We start from the raw sequence: 19,276 nt of genomic DNA, 5'->3' as shown, positions 1-19,276 counted from the left end.
GTGACGGAGACCACCTCGCCCGCGCCCGCCCCGGCCGAGACCGGTGACGCGCTGAGCCGGCTGGAACAGGAAGGCGAGATCGCGGCCGACTACCTGGAGGGGCTGCTGGACATCGCCGACCTCGACGGCGACATCGACATGGACGTCGAGGGCGACCGGGCCGCCGTGTCGATCATCGCCGACGGCTCCTCGCGCGACCTCCAGAAGCTCGTCGGCCGTGACGGCGAGGTTCTGGAGGCGCTCCAGGAGCTGACCCGGCTCGCCGTCCACCGGGAGACCGGTGAGCGCAGCCGTCTGATGCTGGACATCGCCGAGCACCGTGCCAGGAAGCGGGAGAAGCTCACCGCCCTCGGCACCGAGACGGCCCAGCAGGTCAAGGAGACCGGCGAGCCCGTCAAGCTCAAGCCGATGACCCCGTTCGAGCGCAAGGTCGTGCACGACGCGGTCGCGGCGGCCGGGCTGCGCAGCGAGTCGGAGGGCGAGGAGCCGCAGCGCCGGGTGGTCGTCCTCCCGTGAGTGACGCGCTCCCCGAGGACGCACCACTGAAGGTCCCGTCCCCGCCGGAGACGGCGGGGCGGGTCTTCGGCGACCGGCTTCCCGACGCGGTCAGGTACGCCGAGCTGCTCGCCGAGGTGGGCGTGCGCCGCGGTCTCATCGGCCCCCGCGAGGTGCCCCGGCTCTGGGAACGCCATCTGCTGAACTGCGCGGTGCTCTCGGAGGTCGTCCCCGAGGGAGTGACCGTCTGCGACGTCGGCTCGGGCGCGGGGCTGCCGGGCATCCCGCTGGCCCTCGTCCGCTCCGATCTGCGCATCAGCCTCCTGGAGCCGCTGCTGCGCCGCACGTCGTTCCTCCAGGAGGTCGTCGAGCTGCTCGGTCTCGAGGACCGCGTCACCGTGGTCCGCGGCCGCGCCGAGGAGGTGCTGAGCACCTTCACCCCGGTCCACGTGGTGACGGCCCGCGCGGTCGCACCGCTGGACCGTCTGGCGGGCTGGGGCGTCCCGCTGCTGCGGCCCTACGGCGAGATGCTGGCCCTGAAGGGCGACACCGCCGAGGAGGAGCTGAAGGGCGCGCGGGGCGCGCTGGCGAAGCTGGGGGCCGTCCGCAGCTCGGTGCTCCGGGTCGGCGGCGACGTCGTGGACCCGCCCTCGACCGTCGTCCGCGTCGAGGTGGGCGAGAGCCCGGGAGGCGTGCGGTTCGCCGCCAAGCGGGCCAAGGCCGCGCGGCGCGGTGGACGGCCCGGCCGGACGTCCCGCTGACGCCGCCCTGGTCTCCCGGCCTCCCGGCCTCCCGGTCTTCGCGGAGACTCTCCGTCCCTCGTTTGTGCACGAGCGTCGCTCCTCGCGAGCGGCGCTCGTGGCTTTTCCGCCGCGTCCGCTCTCCCGGCCGTCGGCGGTTCGGCCGATGCGACGGTAAAAGCGCCGCAGATCGCGAGGGACGCGGAGTGTCGAGCACCGGAGCGTCCCGGCGCTCGGCATCGTGTTTCACGTGAAACGCCGCTCGCTGCTGCAGGGAATCATCAGCCGGGGACGCGCGGCCTCCGAATCGCGAGACCGTTCACCCCGCCGCCCGTCCCCCACACGGGGGGCGCCGCCATCCACAGAGCGTCAGTTGTCCACAGGTAATCGGACCTCGCTGGTTCCCGACCCCCAGGACATGGCAGGCTTTGAACCCACGAAGGCTGCGCGTGTCGAGGAGAGTGAACCATTGCGGTCCGACGCCAATATCGCGGGGCCGATGGCCGATCCGGTCCCCGGTCCTCGGTCCGAGTCGGCGGATGCCCCTGGAGGCGCGGTCGACATCGCGCCCAGTGCGCCGCCGCCGACCGGGGACGCCCCGGTCGGCCGGGCCGCCCAGCGGGCCGTCGAGGCCATGTACCGGTCCGGTGGCTCACTGCCCCGGCCGGAGCAGACCCGCATCATGATCGTCGCCAACCAGAAGGGTGGCGTCGGCAAGACCACCACCACGGTCAACCTGGCGGCCTCGCTGGCACTGCACGGCGCCCGTGTGCTGGTGATCGACCTCGACCCGCAGGGCAACGCGTCGACCGCCCTGGGCATCGATCACCATGCCGAGGTCCCGTCCATCTATGACGTCCTGGTCGAGAGCAGGCCGCTCTCCGAAGTGGTCCAGCCGGTCAGGGATGTGGAAGGCCTGTTCTGCGCCCCCGCGACGATCGACCTGGCCGGTGCCGAGATCGAGCTGGTCTCCGTCGTCGCGCGGGAGTCCCGGCTCCAGCGGGCGATCGTCGCCTACGAGCAGCCGCTGGACTACGTGTTCATCGACTGCCCGCCCTCGCTCGGCCTGCTCACCGTCAACGCGCTGGTCGCCGGTGCCGAGGTCGTGATCCCCATCCAGTGCGAGTACTACGCCCTGGAAGGACTCGGGCAGCTGCTGCGGAACGTGGAGCTGGTCCGCGGGCACCTGAACCCGGACCTGCACGTCTCGACGATCCTGCTGACGATGTACGACGGCCGGACCAGGCTGGCCTCGCAGGTGGCCGAAGAAGTACGCAGCCACTTCGGCACCGAGGTCCTGCGCACCAACATCCCGCGATCCGTCCGGATCTCGGAGGCGCCCAGCTACGGGCAGACGGTCCTGACCTATGACCCGGGCTCCAGCGGATCGCTCTCCTATCTGGAGGCGGCCCGGGAGATTGCCCTGCGGGGCGCGACTTCTCAGCATGTTCTGCCGCAGCAGGAACAGCGCGGCCCGGTGGAGGGGGCACAGTGAGCGAACGACGTAGAGGTCTTGGCCGCGGACTCGGGGCACTCATCCCGGCCGCACCCCAGCGCACGGAGACCACGGGGGACGCCGACACCGGCGGCTCGGTCTCGCCGGCATCGCTGCCCGTACTCAACTCCACGCGGAGCATCCCCGTCCCCTCCGGCGCGGGCACCGAGGAGTTCCCGGGAGCCGGTCAGGCGACCGCGGGAAGCCGTCCCGCGACCGATGCCGGAGAACGCGTGACGACGGCGCACGACGACGAAGAGCAGGCGCCCGCCGGGGCCTACTTCGCCGAACTGCCGCTGGACGCGATCACGCCGAACCCGCGGCAGCCGCGTGAGGTATTCGACGACGACGCCCTCAGTGAACTGGTCACCTCCATCAAGGAGGTCGGCCTGCTCCAGCCCGTGGTGGTGCGGCAGCTCGGCGCGGAGCGCTACGAGCTGATCATGGGCGAGCGCCGGTGGCGCGCCTGCCGGGAGGCGGGCCTGGAGGCGATCCCCGCGATCGTCCGGCACACCGACGACGACAAGCTGCTCCTGGACGCGCTGCTGGAGAACCTCCACCGCGCCCAGCTGAACCCCCTGGAAGAGGCCGCCGCATACGACCAGCTGCTGCGCGACTTCAAGTGCACCCATGACGAACTGGCCGATCGCATCGGCCGGTCGCGTCCTCAGGTGTCGAACACCCTCCGCCTGCTGCGGCTGTCCGCCGGGGTGCAGAAGCGGGTGGCCGCCGGGGTGCTCTCGGCCGGTCACGCGCGGGCACTCCTCGGTGTGGACGACGTCGAGGAGCAGGAGCGGCTCGCGCACCGCATCGTCGCCGAGGGCCTGTCCGTCCGTGCCATCGAGGAGATCGTCACCCTCCTCGGCTCGGTGACGGCCAAGGGCCCCCGGCGGAGCGGTCCCCGGGCCGGCAAGCGTATCTCCCCGGCTCTGGAAGGGCTGGCCGGCCGCCTCTCGGACCGCTTCGAGACGCGGGTGAAGGTGGACCTCGGGCAGAAGAAGGGCAAGATCGTCGTCGAGTTCGCGTCCATGGAGGACCTCGACCGCATCCTCGGCCAGCTCGCCCCCGGCGAAGGGCCGGTCCTCGAGAACCGTTCCGCCGAGCCGGACGCCGAGCCCGAGGACGACACCAGCACCCCGGCCGGACGCGCTGGCTGACCGTACCGGTTCTGCGGAAGCCGCTCCCGCGGGTACCTGACGCCCCATGGATACGATGAATCCATGGGGCGTCATTTTGTGCCGCTCACGGTGGACAACCTCGCCGGTCTGCCGGCCCGTTGCCGTGACTGCGCGTTCTGGGAGCACGCACCCGGCAGTGCGGACCAGTCGGCGCCGGCCGGCCGACCGGGTGCGGAGAAGGAGGCATGGGTCTCCACCGTGCTGCGGGAGTGGGGCACCTGCGGGCGGCTGGTCCAGGTGGACGGGCGGCCGGTGGGCTTCATCATGTACGCCCCGCCCGCCTACGTTCCCCGGTCGGCGTCCTTCCCCACCAGCCCGGTGACCGTGGACGCCGTCCTCCTGACGACAGCGCGGATCGATCCCGGGTACCGGGGCCAAGGGCTGGGCCGCGTGATGGTGCAGTCGATGGCGAAGGACCTGCTGGCGCGCGGCGTGCGGGCCATCGAGGCGTTCGGTGACGCGCGGCCCGACGCGCTCTCCGCGCGCTTGTGGGACGGCGGTTGTCTGACACCGGCTCCCTATCTCGAAGCCGTGGGGTTCGAGGAGGTCCGCGCACACGCGATGTTCCCCCGCCTGCGGCTGGAGCTGAAGCGAGCCGTCTCCTGGCGCACGGACATGGAACAGGCGCTGGACCGGCTCTTCCACGCCGGGCTCCCCCGTCCGGCGCTGCATCCCGCCTGAGTCACCCGCCATGCCGGGGCCGGCGAGACCGGAATCCGCATGACGTCCGACTCCCCGGGCATGCGAAAGGCTCGGCATGTTTCACGTGAAACATGCCGAGCCTTTCCGCGGTCGACGGTCAGCCGATGAAGTCGTTCAGGTCCCGCTCGATCGCGGCCTTCGGCTTGGCGCCCACGATGGTCTTCACGACGTCGCCGCCCTGGTAGACGTTCATCGTCGGGATGGACATGATGCCGTAGCGGGCAGCGGTCTCCGGGTTCTCGTCGATGTTGAGCTTCACGACGGTGAGCTTCTCCGCGTGCTCGGTGGCGATGGCCTCCAGCGCGGGAGCGACCATGCGGCACGGGCCGCACCACTCGGCCCAGAAGTCGACCAGGACAGGCTTGTCGCTCTTGAGGACCTTCTCCTCGAAGTCGGCATCAGTGGCGGTCACGGTGGCACCGGCCATGGTGCTTCTCCTTCACTTTCGGTGGGGTGGTAACGGGGGAGGGAATCCGGTGGTCTGTGTCAGACGCCCGACGTGACGGTCTGGGCGTCGTTCAGGGCGGCCAGGTAGCGCTCGGCGTCCAGCGCCGCCGAGCAGCCGGTCCCGGCGGCGGTGATCGCCTGCCGGTAGGTGTGGTCCACGACGTCTCCGGCGGCGAAGACACCGGGGACGCTGGTCCGGGTCGTGGGGGCCTCGACCTGTACATAGCCGTCCCGGTCCAGCTCCAGCTGGTCGGTGAACAGCTCGACGCGCGGGTCGTGGCCGATCGCCACGAACAGTCCGGTCACCGGAAGCTCCGACGTCTCGCCGTTCTGGGTGTTGCGCAGGGTCAGCCCGGAGAGCTTGCCCTCGGAGTCGTGGATCTCGGCGACCTCGCTGTCCCAGACGAAGGAGATCTTGGGGTCGGCGAAGGCGCGCTCCTGCATGGCCTTCGAGGCGCGGAGGGTGTCCCTGCGGTGGACGATGCTGACGCTGCGGGCGAAGCGGCTGAGGAAGGTCGCCTCCTCCATGGCGGTGTCCCCGCCACCGATCACCGCGATGTCCTGCTCCTTGAAGAAGAAGCCGTCGCAGGTCGCGCAGTAGGAGACGCCGCGGCCGGAGAGCTGGTCCTCGAGGGGAAGCCCCAGACGGCGGTGCTGGGAGCCGGTGGCGACGATGATGGCCTTCGCCTCGTGCACGGTGCCCGCCGCGTCGGTGACCTTCTTGATCTCACCGCTGAAGTCGACCGAGACGACGTCGTCCGGCACCAGCTCCGCGCCGAAGCGCTCCGCCTGGGCCCGCATGCCGTCCATCAGGTCGGGGCCCATGATCCCGTCCCTGAAGCCCGGGAAGTTCTCGACCTCGGTGGTGTTCATGAGGGCACCGCCCGCGGTGACCGACCCCTCGAAGACCAGCGGGTTGAGCGATGCGCGCGCGGTGTAGAGCGCTGCCGTATAACCGGCGGGTCCAGAGCCGATGATGATCACGTTGCGGACGTCGCTCACGGGAATCTTCCTTGTCTCGGGGTCTCTCACCCGGGGTCCCGGTCGGGACCCACAGTCCATTAACCGATCCTAGGGTCCCAGACATTCCCAGCCGTCTGCATGGCGGAGGCGCGGTCAGTCGCGGGGATAGCTCGCCCGGACGAGCACCTCGCCGGAGACCGGCGGCGTGGCGCTCACGCAGTCCGCGTCGACCACATAGGCGTCCACCTGCTCGGGATCCACCGCATGGGGGAAGACCACGAGATAGGCCTCGGTGCCCGCGTAGTCCTCCTCCTCGGCCGCCAGCGGCGCCTCGCTGCGTCCGATGGCGTCCTCCACACAGGTGGGGACATCGGAGAGGAGCGCATCAGGGTCCGCCTCCTGGGCCCCGCTCTCCATGCCTTCGCCCTGCTCCTCGCCCTCGTCGTCCTGGCCGGGCTGCCCCTGCTCGGTACTCCACTCGGATGCTCCGGGCGGCCGGGAGGGCTCCTGCAGGGACTCCGGCGTCGAGAGCGCGCCCCCCGCTTCACTCTCGGCCAGGAGGTCGCGCACCTGATCCTCCAGTACGGGGTCCGCCGAGCGGCCACCGTCGTCGGAGGCATCGGCCAGGCTGCTTGCGCTGTTGTCCTCGTCCGACAGACCGGTACCCAGAGAATCCAGAGCGATGCTTCCCAGCGCCACGGCGACCACCGCACCCGCCGCGGCGAGAGCGAGCCGCGGCCAGCGCCTGCGTGACCGCCCCGGCGTCCCGACCGCCGTCATGGACTGCCGCTTCGGCGCGGTGTCATGGTCCGGAGTACCGGCCGCGGGGGTCTTCGTTTCACGTGAAACATCGAGTTCGCCGAGTGCCGCGTCGATCCGGGCGGCGACGTCGTCCGGCATCGGGGGGAGCGGCAGGGCGTGCAGCTCCTGGCGCAGCAGCGCGAAGTCCGCTGCCACATCCGCGCAGGCAGGACACTCGGCGATGTGCGCGCGCAGCACCGCCGTCTCCTCGGGCGGGAGAAGGTCTTCGTCGAGAGCGGCGATCTCCGCCGGGTCCGGGTGCTGGGTCTCACTCATGGGTGTCCGCCGCCTCCTCCCTGCATGGCACCGGTCTCCCCGGCATTTCTCGGAGGTGGGACGGATGGGCCCTTGCTCCGGTTCCGCCCCTCGCCGACCGGAGGTCCCGGGCGTGGCCGGAGATGGCGCAGGAGGGGCAGCAGGCGGGCGCGGCCACGGGCACAGCGGCTCTTGACCGTCCCCACCGGTGCCTCCAGGATGTCGGCCGCCTCGGCCACCGAGTACCCCTGCATGTCCACCAGGACCAAGGCGGCCCGCTGCTCGACGGGCAGCTCCGCGAGCGCCTGCTGCAGCTGCTCGCGGAGATCACCCCGCTCGGCGGGCGCCTCGGCGGACTCATGCGGTTCGAGGAGGTTCTCCAGCCGTTCCGGCTCGGGCAGCGGACTGGTCCGCCGGCTGCTGGCCTTGCGGATGCGGTCGAGGCACGCGTTCACCGTGATGCGGTGGAGCCAGGTCGTGACGGCCGCCTGGCCGCGGAAGGTGTGGGCCGCGCGATAGGCGGACACCAAGGCGTCCTGGACCGCGTCGGCGGCCTCCTCGCGGTCGCCCAGCGTTCTCAGGGCCACCGCCCACAGCCGGTCGCGGTGACGGCGGACGATCTCACCGAAGGCCTCGGGATCGCCCTGGGTGTGCCGGGCGAGCAGTTCCTCATCGCTGTCGAGGGCCGGGTCGCGGGGTACACGCTGTGCCACCGCGGGACCTCCCCTCTCCCCTGCCGGGCCCGGAGAGGCCCGCTGCGCTCGTCGTCCGCCGGATCACCCAGTGACGGAGATCTCCGTGATGCGGCCACGGTAGTTGCCATCGCCGCCCTGAGGCAGATCGGTGAGCCAGACGAGAACGAACTGTGTCTCGACCGCGCTCTCGGGAGTGAGCGTGACGCTGTCCCCGCTGCCGTCGGCGACCGTCTCGAAGTCGTCGGCGGAGGACGGCGCGGTGGTGGCGTCCGCGTCCGCGACCCTCAGCTCCATCGAGGTGTCGCCGAGCGCCTCGACCGTGAGGGAGCTGACCGGCCGGACCTCGCCGAGGTCAAGCACCAGACCGGTCCCCTCCTTGAGGTTGGCGAAGCCAGGACCGAAGTAGTTGCTGGTGCGCCATTCCGTCCCGACGTCGCCGTCGATCACATTGCCGACCCGCTCAGGGGCCTGCGCGTTCCCGAGCGGATCGAGCTCGGTGACCCCGCTGACCTCGATCGGTCCCGGGGCGGGAGCGTCGTTGTTCTCCACGGGGGGTGCGATCTGCTCGGTGGCCGTGTCGCCGGTCGGGCTCTCGTTGGTGAGCAGCGCGTCCGCGATCTGCCAGCTGCCGAGTCCCAGCGCCGCGATGAGGAGAGCGGAGACACCCCATTTGAGGGCGGCACCCGTCCGTCCCGGCAGGGCGGGCTCGGGGGGCGGCGGCGGACGCAGGGGCGCGGCCGCGCCTCCCGGCACCGCGCCGAGGGTGCCCCGCTGGTAGGTGGTGTGCTGGAAGGCCGGAATACCGGCGGGCGTGGGTTCGGCGGGCCTGATGCGCGGCAGGGCGCCCAGTGCCTCGTCCAGCTCCTCGGGGGTGGTGCAGGCGGGCTTCTGGCTGGCGGCGGTCGCGCCGTCGTTCACCAGGGCGCGCATCGCGATCTCGGACAGCCCGCGGTGCACGCCCGCGCGCACCTGCTCGGGGGTGGCGAGCGGATCCCGTGAGCCCTTCCCCAGGCCGGTGACACCGCTCAGACCGTACGCACCCTCCCCGTAGGGCCAGCGCTGCGTCAGAGCGGCGTACAGGAGTGCTCCGATGGCCTCGGTGTCGGCGCGGCGGGGGTTGTCGGCCGTGATGCCGCGCAGCGCTGCGTCCACGGCGAGACCCCGGATGCGGTACTGGCCGGGCCCCGTGCGCAGCACGGTGGCGGGGGTGAGCCGCAGGTGCGCCAGATCCTTGCGGTGCGCGGCGGCCATCGCCTGGGCGACCTGGCCCGCGAGGGCGTGGGCCTCGTAGGCGTCGAGCGGTCCTGTGGCCAGGACGGTGCTGAGCGGGACCGCGTCGGGCAGCCACTCGTGGATGACGTGCACCTGGCCCTTCTCCTCGACCGCGTCGAGGACCTGGACGAAGCGCGGGTCACCGAGCAGGGCGGCCGACCGGGCGGCGGTCAGGACGGACCCGGCGCGTTCGTGGGAGGCGGGGAGGACGTGGATGCCGACGGCACGGCGCAGTTTCTCGTCCATCGCACGCCAACTGCTGAATCCGTCCAGTCGGGTGATGCACTCCTCCAGCCGGTAGCGCTTGGCGAGTCTGTGCCCGCTGTGCAGCTCGGGAGTCTCCGGGCTGTCGGCGCTCTTCTCCGGGGTGCGTGATGCCGGGCGTGTCGGCTCGGCGGCGAGCGAGATCGTTCTGGTGTCGGCACGCTCGGCGTCCGTGGCGTCCGCGGTGTCGCGGACGCCGGTCGGACCCTGCGGTGGGCTCGTCGCCGTGCTCCGTTCGGCCACCGTCGTTCCGCCTCCCCGTTCTCGGATGTCGGGCTGTTGACACTGCCAGACTCATTGTGCCGGTAGTCCGCAGTGCTGCACGACATATGAATGCGGCCGGGAGCCGTACACCGGAAGGCCGACGGGTGTCGTGCGGTGCTTCTCCAGACCGAATGCCCAGAAAGCGAGATTTCAGCGGCCCAGGCGTCCCCGGATCATTCCGACAAGTGCGGTCAGTTCCTCGATACGCATGCGACGTGCGGCCACGTAGAAAATCGCGAGGAGAATCAGCCCTCCCGCCGCCAGCGCGGCGACCGACCCCACGAATCCCTCCCCGAGCGCTCCCAGGACGGCGAATCCGACCACGCCGCCCACCAGCGCGGCCGGGATGCTCGCGCCGGCCAGCCGGATGTACGTCCTGACGATCCGGGCCCCGTCCAGGTCCGCGCGCATCCGGCGGCGCAGGCGGCGCCAGGCGGTGCGCACACCGATCGCGTACGCCAGGCCGTAGCTCAGCGCGATGCCCGCGACCACCCAGCGGTCGGGCAGGGCGACGAAGCAGATCGCCGACAGGACGATCCAGGTGAGGGAGACGATGACCGTGTTGTAGAACGGCGTGCGGGTGTCCTCGTACGCGTAGAAGGCCCGCAGGACCACGTACTGGGCCGAGAAGGGGATGAGGCCCAGACCGAAGGCCATGAGGATGTAGCCGAAGGAACGGGCGCCGTCGTCGCCGGCCGCCCCGAAGAGCAGCGTGCACATGGGGACGCCGAGCGCGACGAACGCGAAGGCGATGGGGACGATGGCCACCGCCGAGGTCCGCAGGCCGTGCGACAGGTCGTCGCGTACCGCTCCCGCGTCCCCGTCCGCGGCGGAGCGGGAGAGCCGGGGCAGGAGCGCCGCCATCACCGACACGGTGATGATCGCCTGGGGCATCTGCCAGATCAGCAGGGCGCTGTTGTAGGCGATGAAGCCCGTGCCGGGGTATCCGGCGCGCTCCGCGTTGTCGCCGGCCCAGGTGGCGAACTGGGTGACGACGACGAGTCCCGCCTGGTTGGCGAGCACGAACAGGACGGTCCACTTGGCGAGCTTGGCCGCCTTGCCCATCCCGTGCCCGCGCCAGTCGAAGCGCGGGCGGACGCGGAACCCGGCGGCCCGGAGGTAGGGCAGCATCGCGAGGGCCTGGACGACGAGACCGAGCAGCGTACCGACGCCGAGGAGCCGTACGCCCTCGGGCGTGATGGTGGTGACGCCGACGCCGGAGGTGCGCTGGGTGCCGTAGACCCACAGGAACATCCCGCAGGTGAAGATCACGACGATGTTGTTCAGGACCGGGGTCCACATCATGGGGCCGAAGCGGTCGCGGGCGTTGAGGATCTGCCCGAGGACGACGTGGATGCCCATGAAGAAGATCGTCGGCAGGAAGTAGCGGGCGAAGGTGACCGCCACCTCGTTGGCCGCCGGGTCGTCGGCGATCTTGGCCGACATGAGGCGGACCAGCAGCGGGGCGGCGAACGCGGCCACGACGACCAGCGCGCCCAGGATGACCATGACGAGGGTCAGCAGCCGGTTCGCGTAGGCGTCGCCGCCGTCGCGGTCGTTCCGCATGGAGCGGACCAGCTGGGGGACGAACACCGAGTTCAGGCCGCCGCCGATGGTCAGAATGTAGATCATGTTGGGCAGCGCCCACGCGACGGTATAGGTGTCGCCGAGCACGGCGGCGCCGAGGGCCGCCACGATCACGAGCTGCCGGACGAAGCCGGTCAGGCGGGACACCAGGGTGCCGGCCGCCATGATCGCGCTGGAGCGCAGCAGGCTGGCCGCCCGGCCGGGCTTCTTGGCCGGTGCGGCAGGCTCTTCCTGTCCCTGCTGGTGCGGCTGTTCCTGCTGGTGCGGCTGCTCGTGCTGTCCGGCCCCGTACTGCCCGCCCTCGTACCGCGCCGGCTGGTCGCGCGGGAGCCCGTGCTGGGTACGCGCGTCCTGTTCCGGCGGAGGCCCCTGCCGGGTGGACGGCGGGGGGTAGGGCTGGGAGCCGCTCTGCTGGTCGCGGAAGAGATGGGCGAAGGCGTCGTCCAGATCGGGCCGGTGTCCCGGCCCGCCGGGCTCCGGCGGCTGCTCCCCCGCCCTGTTCATCAGGCCGTCGATGCCGCTGCCGCCGTACGGCTGGCCCTGCGGGCTCCCGTACGGCTGCTGGTACCCGCCGGGGACCTGCCCGCCCGTCCACTGCTGCGGTTCCTGGCCGTAGGGCGCGTGCTGCTGCCGGTAATCGTGCTGCGGGCCGGGGGGCTGCTGTCCGGCGCGGTCGTATCGCGCGTCGGGCGGGGGAGCCTGCCGGCCGTCGGCGTACGGCTGGTAGCCGGGGTCCTGGTGGTAGCCCGCGCCGCCGTACTGCTGGGAGTGGTGGCCACTCTGCGGGGGCTGGTGCGGCTGCTGACGCTGCTGGTAGGGGGCGGACGGGTCGTAGGGGGCGCCGAACTCGCCGCCCGCGTAGCCGTCGGTGGGATAGCCGGGGTTGCCGTAGGCGCCGCCGTCACCCTGGAAGCGACCGTCCTGCGGGTACCCGCCCTGCCCGTAGCCGGCCTGCCCGTAGGCGTTCCGGCCGTAGTCGTCGGTGTAGCCGTCGGGGCCGTAGCCGCCCTGGGCGTACGGGTCCCCCTGGCCGCCTGCCGGGCCGTAACCCGCGGGCGCGGATGGATGCTCGCCGGGCACGCCCGGCTGACGCGGCTGCCCCGGGTGACCCGACCGCCCGCGAGAGGGGTCGTCACCGCCCGGCGCCTGGCCGTCCTCACGGTCGTACGGCGCTTCCATCGCTACTCCACCTCAAGAATCACGGGCCGGTGGTGCCTGTCCGGCCGGCGGCTCACTGGTCGTCGTCCAGCCTCTCACCCTTGGGCGGAGCCTCGGCGCTGTCGTCGCCGGTGTCGTTGCCCGGCTCACCCGCCGGGTCGTCCGGTGCGTCCGGCCCTGGAGGACCGTCGCCTCCCGGGGGCCCGGTGGCCTCCCCGGCCGCGTCCTGGTCCGTGTGCCGGTCGGTGTCCTCGGCGGAGTTCCCGGCCGTGTCCTCGGTCGTCTCGTCGGTCGTCTCGTCGGCGTCGGATATCCGGGACGCGCGCTTGCGCTGCGTGTACATCCTGATGCCCGCCAGCACGACGAGCAGGAGACCTCCGGCGATCACCATCAGCACCGTCGAGGTGATCGAGTTGACGTCCGCCTGGAAGCGCATCTCCTCGCCGAAGGGCTTGTTGTCGGCCGTGAAGAGCTGCGCCTCGATGATGGTCTTGCCGTTGGCACGCGCCGTGGTGGTGAACTTCACCGACTGGCTGTGGCCGCCGCTGACGGTGATCTCCTGGGGCCCGCTCACCTCGAGGCCGAAGCGGCGGGAGGAGGTGATGCGCAGTTCGAGCCCCCGCACGTCCTGCACCAGGTTGTTCTGGATCGTGATGGGGATGGTGGCGCTGCGGCCGGAGAGCATGATCGGCGACTTCGGGATGATGCGCACCTGGCTGCGCAGCTCCTCCAGCCCGTTCTGCACACTCGCGCGGTACTCCGACGCGTCCTGGGCCTCCCCGCGCCACGACGTGGACATCTCGCGGCGGATGGCGTTCCCGTAGGGCGTCTCCACGCGGTCGGGACGGGTCAGGATGACGGCGAACTCGTCCAGCGTCCGCTGGGTGTGCCGCATCGCCTGGAAGGCGCTCGTGGGCAGTTCCTGGTCGCGCAGGGACTGGGGGTAGTCCGATGCGGAGGGCACGTCGGCGGAGAGCGCGGGATCGGGTGTGGCGTCCGCCGTCTCGGACAGCGGGGCGAAGCGGACCCAGTCGCCGTCCTCCTGGAGTGCTGTCAGGGCGCTCGCCATCGCCTGTGCCTGCCGGGCGTCCGGCATGCGCTGGGGGGCCAGCAGGATGTTCCGCTCGTTCGCGGGCTCCTGCTGGGTGATCGAGAACGTCTGGGCCAGCAGTTGCTGCTGGGCGAGGGACGCCGCCGCGCCGCTCGCCATGTCGCCCTCGAAGAGGGTGGACAGCCGGGCGTCCGCGACGACCGCCGTGGCGCTGTCGCCGAGGGGGCGCGGCGCCGAGGGCGTGTAGGCGAGGGAGTCGGGTGCCCGGAGGCTGTCGCTGCGGGCGATGATCTTGTCCGCCCCCGCGGACGTCCCCACGGACACGATCTCCGGGTCCACGGCGCCTTCCACGGGCCACGTGAAGTCCGTGCGCGCGTCGATGTCCAGGATGGCCTGCACGGTGTCGCCCGCCATCACGGTGGCGTCCCGCAGATGATCGAGTGTGCCCCGCACCTCCTGGCCCCTGTGGGCGAGCGCGGCGATGTCCGGGTCGGCGAACGGCAGGGCGACCACCTCGGCGTCGCGCACGACGGTGCGCAGCCGTCGCAGGAACGCGCTCGCCTCCTCCTGGCCCTGCCCGTTCACCGGTCCGTCCGGGGTGTCGATGCGGTAGCCCTCCGTCATCGCCTCCACGGACGCCAGCAGGTCGGGGTCGATCACCCAGGTCACCGGGAGGTCGGCGCCCAGCTCCACCAGCTGGTCCAGCCGGCCGCCGGGGGAGATCTCCTCCAGCAGGGAGTCGTCGCGGAAGGCGGGTGTCTGCTCGGCGTCGGGTCCCGTCTCCGCCGTCAGATGGGGCGTGGAGATCAGGGGCCACAGGACCGTGAGGCCGGTCCTCGCGGAGCCGGTGCCGTCCGGCTGCCAGGGGAGCAGCGTCCTGCCCATGCCGTAGATGTGGTCCCAGCGCTCGGCCTCGGTCTGCCCGGTGAGGGTGACGCCGACCTGGTAGACGCCGTCCTCGCCCAGTTCGAGGGCTTCGGCGGGTACGTCCAGGGCGAAGGTGGCGGAGAGCCCCGGGGCGATGGTGCCGATCTCCTGGGAGTACTCGTCCACTATCGCGCCGTCGACCGTACGGTCGGTGAACCCGTCGCGGCGCAGGGCGTCCTCGATGGCGCTGCGACTGGTCAGCTCCACGCCCGTGCGCGCGGACACCGAGCTGTCGACGATGGCGGAGTCCCCGTTGTTGGTGACCGTGCCCCGGACGGTGACGGTGTCGTCCGCCCCGGGGGAGGCCGGGGTCAGGTCGATGATCGAGACGGTCGTCATCCGCGAGTCGGCGGTGGCCTCCACCGGCGCCGCGGCGACCGCCGGGGCGGGCGTCAGACCGGCCAGCAGGGGGGTTCCGGCGATCAGGCCGGTGAGCAGTGCGAGCAGGCGCCGCGGGCGGCGGTTCCCGGCCTCCGGGCGCCGGTCCGGAGGGGCGCAGGACACCGTCTCTGCCACCTCTGCCACGCGTAAGCCCCGTTCCCTCGTCACCGATCGGCCCTCATGGTAACGATGATCGACGTGGCGGAGTGCCGCGTCCTCCGTACCCCGGCCGGAGGCACCGGCGGGGACCGGCCACGTACCCTGTGCTGTTGTGCCGAACGACACCAGAGACACACACGCCCGTCCCCCCGCTCCGGAGCTGGGGCAGGTGCAGCGGCAGGCCGTCGGGGAGCTGCTGCGGGTCGCGCCCGTCGCCGACGACCTGGCCGTCCGCTTCGCCGAGGCCGGTTTCTCCCTCGCCCTGGTGGGGGGTTCGGTCAGGGACGCGCTGCTCGGTCGGCTGGGCAACGATCTGGACTTCGCGACCGACGCGCGTCCGGAGGACGTCCTCCGCATCGTGCGGCCCTGGGCGGACGCGGTGTGGGACGTCGGCATCGCCTTCGGCACGGTGGGCTGCCGCAAGAGCGCGCCGGACACCGCCGGTGACGGTGGCGACGGCGGGGACGGCGGGGACGGGGTGCGCGACTTCCAGCTGGAGATCACCACCTACCGGTCGGAGGCATACGACCGGACGTCGCGCAAGCCGGAGGTGGCGTACGGGGAGTCGCTGGAGGAGGACCTGCTCCGCCGTGACTTCACGGTCAACGCGATGGCGGTCGCCCTGCCGCGCAAGGAGTTCGTCGATCCGTACGACGGGCTGGGCGACCTCGCGCAGCGGGTGCTGCGCACTCCGGCGACCCCCGAGGAGTCGTTCTCCGACGATCCGCTCCGCATGATGCGGGCCGCCCGGTTCTCCGCCCAGCTGGACTTCGCCGTCGCCGAGCCGGTGCGGGACGCCATGCGGGCCATGGCGGACCGGATCGACATCGTGTCGGCCGAGCGTGTGCGGGACGAGCTGAACAAGCTGCTGCTGAGCGAGCACCCCCGCAAGGGGATCACGCTCCTTGTGGAGACGGGTCTCGCCGACCGTGTGCTGCCCGAGGTGCCCGCGCTCCGGCTGGAGCGGGACGAGCATCACCGGCACAAGGACGTGTACGAGCACAGCCTGACCGTGCTGGAGCAGGCCATCGCGCTGGAGGACGAGGGTCCCGATCTGGTGCTGCGGCTCGCGGCCCTGCTCCATGACATCGGAAAGCCGAGGACGCGCCGGTTCGAGTCGGACGGCCGTGTCTCGTTCCACCACCACGAGGTGGTGGGCGCCAAGATGACCAAGCAGCGGATGACGCGGCTGAAGTATCCGAACGACATGGTCAAGGACGTCTGCCGCCTGGTCGAGCTCCACCTGCGGTTCCACGGCTATGGCACCGGGGAGTGGACGGACTCCGCCGTGCGCCGCTATGTGCGGGACGCCGGTCCCCTCCTCCGCCGGCTGCACAAGCTGACGCGCTCGGACTGCACGACGCGCAACAAGCGGAAGGCGCAGGCACTCTCCCAGGCCTACGACGGCCTGGAGCAGCGGATCGAGCGGTTGCAGGGACAGGAGGAACTGGACGCGATCCGACCGGATCTGGACGGGAACGCGATCATGACCGCGCTCGGTATCGGTCCCGGCCCCGAGGTGGGCAAGGCGTACCGCTATCTGCTGGAGTTGCGGATCGAGCAGGGGCCGCTGGGCCAGGAGGCCGCCGAGGCCGCGCTCAGGGAGTGGTGGACTGTCCAGAAGTGACCGTTTCACGTGAAACCGTCCACCGGTGCAGCCGGTGGGCGGTGAACGCGGTCAGGGCGTAGAGCACCGCGACGGTCAGCAGCAGCGCGCTGGACCGGCCGTCGCGCGGCAGTATCAGGGCCGCCAGCCCGGCGGCCGCCACGAAGGCGATGTTGAACAGCATGTCGTAGAGCGAGAAGACGCGGCCGCGGTAGGCGTCGTCCACGGAGGACTGCACCACGGTGTCCGTGACGATCTTCGGTCCCTGGGTCACCAGCCCCAGCAGGAACGCGGCAAGCATCACCGGCAGGGGCCGGAAGGAAAGCCCCAGTGCGGGCACCAGGACGGCCGCCGTTCCCGCACAGGTGGCGAACCATCCGAGCCGACCGAACCGGGCCACGGCCCAGGGGGTCAGGAGCGCGGCGGCGAAGAAGCCCGCGCCGGAGACCCCGACCGCGACGCCGAGCAGGGCCACTCCCTCGTTTCCGCCGCTGCCGGAGTCCGACCAGGAGTAGCGCGCAAGCATCAGCACGGTGACCAGCAGGGCGCCGTAGCAGAAGCGGAGTACCCCGACCCCGGCGAGAGTCCACGCGGCGATGGGGCGTTCGCGGAGATGACGGAGCCCGGCGACCAGCCCTCGGGCGGTGTCCGCCACCGCGTCGGCCAGCCGGGGAAGCGCGGGCTGCCGCTCGGGGCCCAGCAGGTCCGCGTGCATCGCGAGAGCGGACAGACCGGCCGCGACGTAGATCAGGGCGGCCAGCAGCAGCGCGGCGGCATCCTCGCCGCCCTGGGATCGGGCGACGAACTGCACGGCGAAGGAGGCCCCGCCGCCCACCGTGGCGGCGAGCGTGCCGGCCGTGGGCGACAGCGAGTTGGCGACGACCAGCTGCTCCCGGTCGACGACCTGGGGGAGTCCGGCGGAGAGTCCGGCCAGGATGAAGCGGTTGACCGCCGTCACCGAGAGCGCCGAGAGATAGAAGAGCCAGTCCGCCGCCCCGGCGAGGGCCAGCGCGGCGGTGGCAAGGGCCATGAGGCTCCGCAGCAGGTTCCCGTAGAGCAGCACCTGACGTCTGCGCCATCGGTCCAGCAGGACGCCGGCGAACGGCCCGAGCAGCGAGTAGGGGAGGAGCAGCACCGCCATCGCCGCCGCGATGTCTCCCGGGCTTGTCTGCTGCTCCGGGGAGAAGACCACATAGGTGGCCAGGCCGACCTGGAAGACGCCGTCGCCGAACTGGGAGAGCAGCCGGACGGTCAGCAGTCTCCGGAAGCCGGTCCGGCGCAGCAGGACCCGGAGCTGAGCGACCGTCCCGGCAGGCTGTCCCGGTCCGCTACGTTTCACGTGAAACATCCGCTGGGTCGGTCGTGTCGCCACGGGTCCCCCAATCCACATAGGCGGCGGGCTGAGCGGTGGGCACCTCGGCGCGCCGCAGCGTGAAGACGTCCGGCGCGCCGTCGAGGACACCGCCGCCCGGATCGTCGGAGCCGTCGCGCCGGATGACGTCGTACTCGGGACGGACGATGTCCCGGATCACCATGGCGCCGAACCACAGGGTTCCGAAGAGGTGCAGGAGGATGGCCCACTGGTAGCCGTCGACCGAGAGCCCGTCGTGGTCCTCGGAGTTCAGATAGGCGAGGTACATCCAGATGCCGAGGAAGTAGAGCACTTCACACGTCTGCCAGATGAGGAAGTCCCGCCAGCGCGGCCGGGCGAGCACCGCCAGGGGGATCAGCCACAGCACGTACTGCGGTGAGTAGACCTTGTTGGTCACGATGAACAGCGCGACCACGAGGAAGGCCAGCTGTCCCAGCCGGGGGCGGCGGGGTGCTCTGAGGGCGAGCACGCCGAGCGCCAGGCAGCCGAGGGCGACGAGCCCGGTGGCGTAGGTGTTGACCGCGCCGAGTTCCGACTCCGTGCGCTGCGCGATGATCAGCCAGAACGAGCCGAAGTCGACGGCCCGCTCCTCGCTGAACGTGTAGAACTTCGCCCACCCGTCCGGCGCGCCGATCATCACCGGCAGGTTGACCGCGAGCCAGGCGGCCACGGCGGCACCCGCCGTGGCACCGAAGGCGCGCCAGCGCCCGGCCCGCAGACAGAGGATGAACAAGGGGCCGAGCAACAGGGCCGGATAGAGCTTGGCGGCCGTCGCCAGGCCGATGAGGAGACCGGCGGCCATCGGGCGGCTGCGGGACCACATGAGCAGGGCGGCGGCGGTGAGCGCCACGGCGAGCAGGTCCCAGTTGATCGTGGCGGTCAGGGCCAGCGCGGGCGCGAGGGCGACGAGCAGGCCGTCCCAGGGGCGGTGGGCGTGGGTCCGGCTGACGCAGAGGGCGATGATCACCGCGCAGATCATCAGCAGCCCGGAGTTCGTCATCCAGTAGAGCCGCTCGGGCTGTGCGACGGAGTCCGGTGTCACCCATGCGGTGACCTGCATGAAGAGGCCGGTGAGCACCGGATATTCGAGGTACTCCATCCCGCCGGAGATCCGCTCGGGGAGGGAGTCGAAGTAGGGGGTGAGGCCCTCGGCGAATCCGCGGCCTGTGTAGAGGTGCGGGATGTCGGAGTAACACGCGTGGGTGTACTGGGCCGTGGGGCTCTCGAACCATCCGCCGTCGTAGCAGGGGGCCTTCTGGGCCATCCCGAGCGCGAACATCCCGATCATGACCAGGGCGACGACGCGGAGGGGGTTCCGCCGGTCGGTGCCGGGCATCGCCCGGCGGCCGGCGGGGCCGCCGATCAGCTCGCTGGCTGCGGCGGCCACCTCGTCCTGGACGGTGGGCCGTACGGCCGGTCGCGGGATGGGATGCTCCATGCCCACATCCTGCCGCACGGCCCCTC

General features: G+C 71.6%; 15 protein-coding genes. 6 read left to right on the top strand and 9 right to left on the bottom strand.

Features of this window, described 5'->3' with window-relative positions:
• From ACIBPC_RS08965 to ACIBPC_RS08945, 5 genes are all read left to right on the top strand, one after another.
• Entirely contained in the window at positions 1-516 is a 516-nt protein-coding gene (locus ACIBPC_RS08965; RefSeq protein WP_362956530.1) for a R3H domain-containing nucleic acid-binding protein, read from the top strand.
• The gene (gene rsmG, locus ACIBPC_RS08960) at positions 513-1,256 is read left to right on the top strand and encodes a 16S rRNA (guanine(527)-N(7))-methyltransferase RsmG (protein ID WP_398842296.1); all 744 of its coding nucleotides are present in this window, start codon (positions 513-515) and stop codon (positions 1,254-1,256) included. The genes ACIBPC_RS08965 and rsmG overlap by 4 nt, the downstream gene beginning before the upstream one ends.
• 397 nt (positions 1,257-1,653) lie before the next feature.
• Positions 1,654-2,730, top strand: a complete 1,077-nt coding sequence (locus ACIBPC_RS08955; RefSeq protein WP_362956533.1) for a ParA family protein — start codon at positions 1,654-1,656, stop codon at positions 2,728-2,730.
• The gene (locus tag ACIBPC_RS08950) at positions 2,727-3,887 is read left to right on the top strand and encodes a ParB/RepB/Spo0J family partition protein (protein WP_398842294.1); all 1,161 of its coding nucleotides are present in this window, start codon (positions 2,727-2,729) and stop codon (positions 3,885-3,887) included. The genes ACIBPC_RS08955 and ACIBPC_RS08950 overlap by 4 nt, the downstream gene beginning before the upstream one ends.
• Before the next feature lie 63 nt (positions 3,888-3,950).
• On the top strand, positions 3,951-4,589 hold the full coding sequence (locus ACIBPC_RS08945) for a GNAT family N-acetyltransferase (protein WP_398842293.1): 639 nt from the start codon (positions 3,951-3,953) through the stop codon (positions 4,587-4,589).
• Between the two features lie 118 nt (positions 4,590-4,707).
• Here the strand turns inward: ACIBPC_RS08945 and trxA are convergent, their stop codons facing one another.
• The 7 genes from trxA to ACIBPC_RS08910 form a co-directional block, all read right to left on the bottom strand.
• On the bottom strand, positions 4,708-5,037 hold the full coding sequence (gene trxA / locus ACIBPC_RS08940; protein WP_398842292.1) for a thioredoxin: 330 nt from the start codon (positions 5,035-5,037) through the stop codon (positions 4,708-4,710).
• A 59-nt stretch (positions 5,038-5,096) separates the two neighbouring features.
• Entirely contained in the window at positions 5,097-6,059 is a 963-nt protein-coding gene (gene trxB / locus ACIBPC_RS08935; protein WP_362956544.1) for a thioredoxin-disulfide reductase, read from the bottom strand.
• 114 nt (positions 6,060-6,173) lie between these two features.
• On the bottom strand, positions 6,174-7,097 hold the full coding sequence (locus tag ACIBPC_RS08930; protein WP_398842290.1) for an anti-sigma factor family protein: 924 nt from the start codon (positions 7,095-7,097) through the stop codon (positions 6,174-6,176).
• Complete coding sequence (gene sigM / locus ACIBPC_RS08925) at positions 7,094-7,789, bottom strand: RNA polymerase sigma factor SigM (RefSeq protein ID WP_362956550.1); 696 nt, start codon at positions 7,787-7,789, stop codon at positions 7,094-7,096. The genes ACIBPC_RS08930 and sigM overlap by 4 nt, the downstream gene beginning before the upstream one ends.
• 63 nt (positions 7,790-7,852) lie before the next feature.
• Complete coding sequence (locus tag ACIBPC_RS08920) at positions 7,853-9,550, bottom strand: protein kinase family protein (RefSeq protein ID WP_398842289.1); 1,698 nt, start codon at positions 9,548-9,550, stop codon at positions 7,853-7,855.
• A 171-nt stretch (positions 9,551-9,721) separates the two neighbouring features.
• Positions 9,722-12,337: a murein biosynthesis integral membrane protein MurJ gene (gene murJ, locus ACIBPC_RS08915; RefSeq protein WP_398842288.1), complete on the bottom strand. Its 2,616-nt coding sequence runs from the start codon at positions 12,335-12,337 to the stop codon at positions 9,722-9,724.
• 52 nt (positions 12,338-12,389) lie between these two features.
• Positions 12,390-14,819 (bottom strand): DUF6049 family protein, encoded by a 2,430-nt coding sequence (locus ACIBPC_RS08910; RefSeq protein WP_398842287.1) that lies wholly within the window; start codon positions 14,817-14,819, stop codon positions 12,390-12,392.
• Positions 14,820-14,946: 127 nt separating this feature from the next.
• Here ACIBPC_RS08910 and ACIBPC_RS08905 point away from each other — a divergent pair, with 127 nt between their 5' ends.
• Positions 14,947-16,461, top strand: a complete 1,515-nt coding sequence (locus ACIBPC_RS08905) for a CCA tRNA nucleotidyltransferase (RefSeq protein ID WP_398842285.1) — start codon at positions 14,947-14,949, stop codon at positions 16,459-16,461.
• Here ACIBPC_RS08905 and ACIBPC_RS08900 read toward each other — a convergent pair.
• The gene (locus tag ACIBPC_RS08900; RefSeq protein WP_398842283.1) at positions 16,433-17,779 is read right to left on the bottom strand and encodes an MFS transporter; all 1,347 of its coding nucleotides are present in this window, start codon (positions 17,777-17,779) and stop codon (positions 16,433-16,435) included. The two genes, ACIBPC_RS08905 and ACIBPC_RS08900, sit on opposite strands and share 29 nt — an antisense overlap.
• Positions 17,769-19,250 carry a glycosyltransferase family 87 protein gene (locus ACIBPC_RS08895; protein WP_398842282.1) on the bottom strand — a complete coding sequence of 494 codons (1,482 nt, stop codon included), beginning with the start codon at positions 19,248-19,250 and terminating at the stop codon, positions 17,769-17,771. Before ACIBPC_RS08895 ends, ACIBPC_RS08900 begins: the two co-directional genes overlap by 11 nt.
• Positions 19,251-19,276 lie beyond the last annotated feature (26 nt).

The sequence above is a fragment of the Streptomyces sp. NPDC049879 genome, assembly GCF_044461265.1.
Lineage (GTDB): Bacteria > Actinomycetota > Actinomycetes > Streptomycetales > Streptomycetaceae > Streptomyces.
This window is presented reverse-complemented; position numbering and strand designations above follow the sequence as displayed.